We start from the raw sequence: 3,265 nt of genomic DNA on the forward strand, positions 1-3,265 counted from the left end.
TTTGTTCATTGAAAACTGGATACTTGAAGAAAAAAATCAAAACAAACCGAGAACACCGCGTTGAATGAGTTTTTTAATAAGTTCAATTGCTTATTTTCTTGAGTAAGCTTCTATCGCTAGAAGAACTGCTCAAAACCAGACCGAAAGGTCTTATAAGGTTAAGTGAATAAGGGCGCACGGTGGATGCCTTGGCACTAGGAGCCGATGAAGGACGGGACTAACACCGATATGCTTTGGGGAGCTGTAAGTAAGCTATGATCCAGAGATTTCCGAATGGGGGAACCCAGCATCTTTTATAGGATGTTACGTATACGTGAATACATAGCGTATACGAGGTAGACGCAGAGAACTGAAACATCTAAGTACCTGCAGGAAGAGAAAGAAAAATCGATTCCCCAAGTAGCGGCGAGCGAAAAGGGACCAGCCCAAACCAAGATGCTTGCATCTTGGGGTTGTAGGACTCCGATATGGTAGTTCTTTCAGATAGTCGAATGACTTGGAAAAGTCAGTCAAAGAGGGTAAAAACCCCGTAGACGAAATTTGGAAGGCACCTAGGAGGATCCTGAGTACGGCGGAACACGAGGAATTCCGTCGGAATCCGGGAGGACCATCTCCCAAGGCTAAATACTCCCTAGTGACCGATAGTGAACCAGTACCGTGAGGGAAAGGTGAAAAGCACCCCGGAAGGGGAGTGAAATAGATCCTGAAACCGTGTGCCTACAACAAGTTAGAGCCCGTTAATGGGTGATAGCGTGCCTTTTGTAGAATGAACCGGCGAGTTACGATTGCATGCGAGGTTAAGTTGAAGAGACGGAGCCGCAGCGAAAGCGAGTCTGAATAGGGCGAATGAGTATGTAGTCGTAGACCCGAAACCATGTGATCTACCCATGTCCAGGTTGAAGGTGCGGTAAAACGCACTGGAGGACCGAACCCACGTACGTTGAAAAGTGCGGGGATGAGGTGTGGGTAGCGGAGAAATTCCAAACGAACTTGGAGATAGCTGGTTCTCTCCGAAATAGCTTTAGGGCTAGCGTCGAAGTGAAGAATGATGGAGGTAGAGCACTGTTTGGACTAGGGGCCCATCTCGGGTTACCGAATTCAGATAAACTCCGAATGCCATTCATTTATATTCGGCAGTCAGACTGTGAGTGATAAGATCCATAGTCGAAAGGGAAACAGCCCAGACCACCAGCTAAGGTCCCAAAATGTATGTTAAGTGGAAAAGGATGTGGGGTTGCACAGACAACTAGGATGTTGGCTCAGAAGCAGCCACCATTTAAAGAGTGCGTAATAGCTCACTAGTCGAGTGACCCTGCGCCGAAAATGTACCGGGGCTAAACATACTACCGAAGCTGTGGAGTACACCGTAAGGTGTATTGGTAGGAGAGCGTTCTAAGGGCGTTGAAGGTAGATCGTGAGGACTGCTGGAGCGCTTAGAAGTGAGAATGCCGGTATGAGTAGCGAAAGACAGGTGAGAATCCTGTCCACCGAATGACTAAGGTTTCCTGGGGAAGGCTCGTCCGCCCAGGGTTAGTCGGGACCTAAGCCGAGGCCGATAGGCGTAGGCGATGGACAACAGGTTGATATTCCTGTACCCGTTGTATTTGTTTGAGCAATGGAGGGACGCAGGAGGCTAAGAAGTGCAGACTGATGGATATGTCTGTTCAAGCAGTAAGTCTTGAGATGAGTCAAATGCTTATTTCTATAAGGACAAGCTGTGATGAGGAGGGAAATAATAGTACCGAAGCTTCTGATGTCACACTGCCGAGAAAAGCTTCTAGTGAGAAGACAACGGCCCGTACCGCAAACCGACACAGGTAGTCGAGGAGAGAATCCTAAGGTGAGCGAGAGAACTCTCGTTAAGGAACTCGGCAAAATGACCCCGTAACTTCGGGAGAAGGGGTGCTGACCGCAAGGTCAGCCGCAGTGAATAGGCCCAAGCGACTGTTTATCAAAAACACAGGTCTCTGCAAAATCGAAAGATGAAGTATAGGGGCTGACGCCTGCCCGGTGCTGGAAGGTTAAGAGGAGTGCTTAGCGTAAGCGAAGGTACGAATTGAAGCCCCAGTAAACGGCGGCCGTAACTATAACGGTCCTAAGGTAGCGAAATTCCTTGTCGGGTAAGTTCCGACCCGCACGAAAGGCGTAACGATTTGGGCACTGTCTCAACGAGAGACTCGGTGAAATTTTAGTACCTGTGAAGATGCAGGTTACCCGCGACAGGACGGAAAGACCCCATGGAGCTTTACTGTAGTTTGATATTGAGTGTCTGTACCACATGTACAGGATAGGTAGGAGCCGTAGAGATCGGGACGCTAGTTTCGAAGGAGGCAATGGTGGGATACTACCCTTGTGTTATGGCCACTCTAACCCGCACCACTAATCGTGGTGGGAGACAGTGTCAGATGGGCAGTTTGACTGGGGCGGTCGCCTCCTAAAAGGTAACGGAGGCGCCCAAAGGTTCCCTCAGAATGGTTGGAAATCATTCGCAGAGTGTAAAGGCAGAAGGGAGCTTGACTGCGAGACTTACAAGTCGAGCAGGGACGAAAGTCGGGCTTAGTGATCCGGTGGTTCCGCATGGAAGGGCCATCGCTCAACGGATAAAAGCTACCCTGGGGATAACAGGCTTATCTCCCCCAAGAGTCCACATCGACGGGGAGGTTTGGCACCTCGATGTCGGCTCGTCGCATCCTGGGGCTGTAGTCGGTCCCAAGGGTTGGGCTGTTCGCCCATTAAAGCGGCACGCGAGCTGGGTTCAGAACGTCGTGAGACAGTTCGGTCCCTATCCGTCGCGGGCGTTGGAAATTTGAGAGGAGCTGTCCTTAGTACGAGAGGACCGGGATGGACTTACCGCTGGTGTACCAGTTGTCTCGCCAGAGGCATCGCTGGGTAGCTATGTAGGGAAGGGATAAACGCTGAAAGCATCTAAGTGTGAAGCCCACCTCAAGATGAGATTTCCCATTTCTTAAAGAAAGTAAGATCCCTGAGAGATGATCAGGTAGATAGGTCAGGAGTGGAAGTACAGTGATGTATGGAGCGGACTGATACTAATCGATCGAGGACTTAACCAAAGTAAAAGAAAACTCGGAAAGAGTTTTGATAACTTCAAGATCCAGTTTTGAGTGAATGAAATTCACTTAATTAAATAGTGTGGTGGCGATAGCGAGAAGGATACACCTGTAACCATGCCGAACACAGAAGTTAAGCTTCTTAGCGCCGATTGTAGTGAAGGGTTTCCCTTTGTGAGAGTAGGACGTCGCCACGC

General features: G+C 49.4%; 2 rRNA genes. Both read left to right on the forward strand.

The window, feature by feature from the left end:
* Positions 1-156 precede the first annotated feature (156 nt).
* A 23S ribosomal RNA gene (locus RU96_RS12485) occupies positions 157-3,071 on the forward strand.
* 78 nt (positions 3,072-3,149) lie between these two features.
* Positions 3,150-3,265, forward strand: a 5S ribosomal RNA gene (rrf, locus tag RU96_RS12490).

It is taken from the genome of Enterococcus canintestini, from assembly GCF_001885735.1.
Taxonomy (GTDB): Bacteria; Bacillota; Bacilli; order Lactobacillales; family Enterococcaceae; genus Enterococcus_C; species Enterococcus_C canintestini.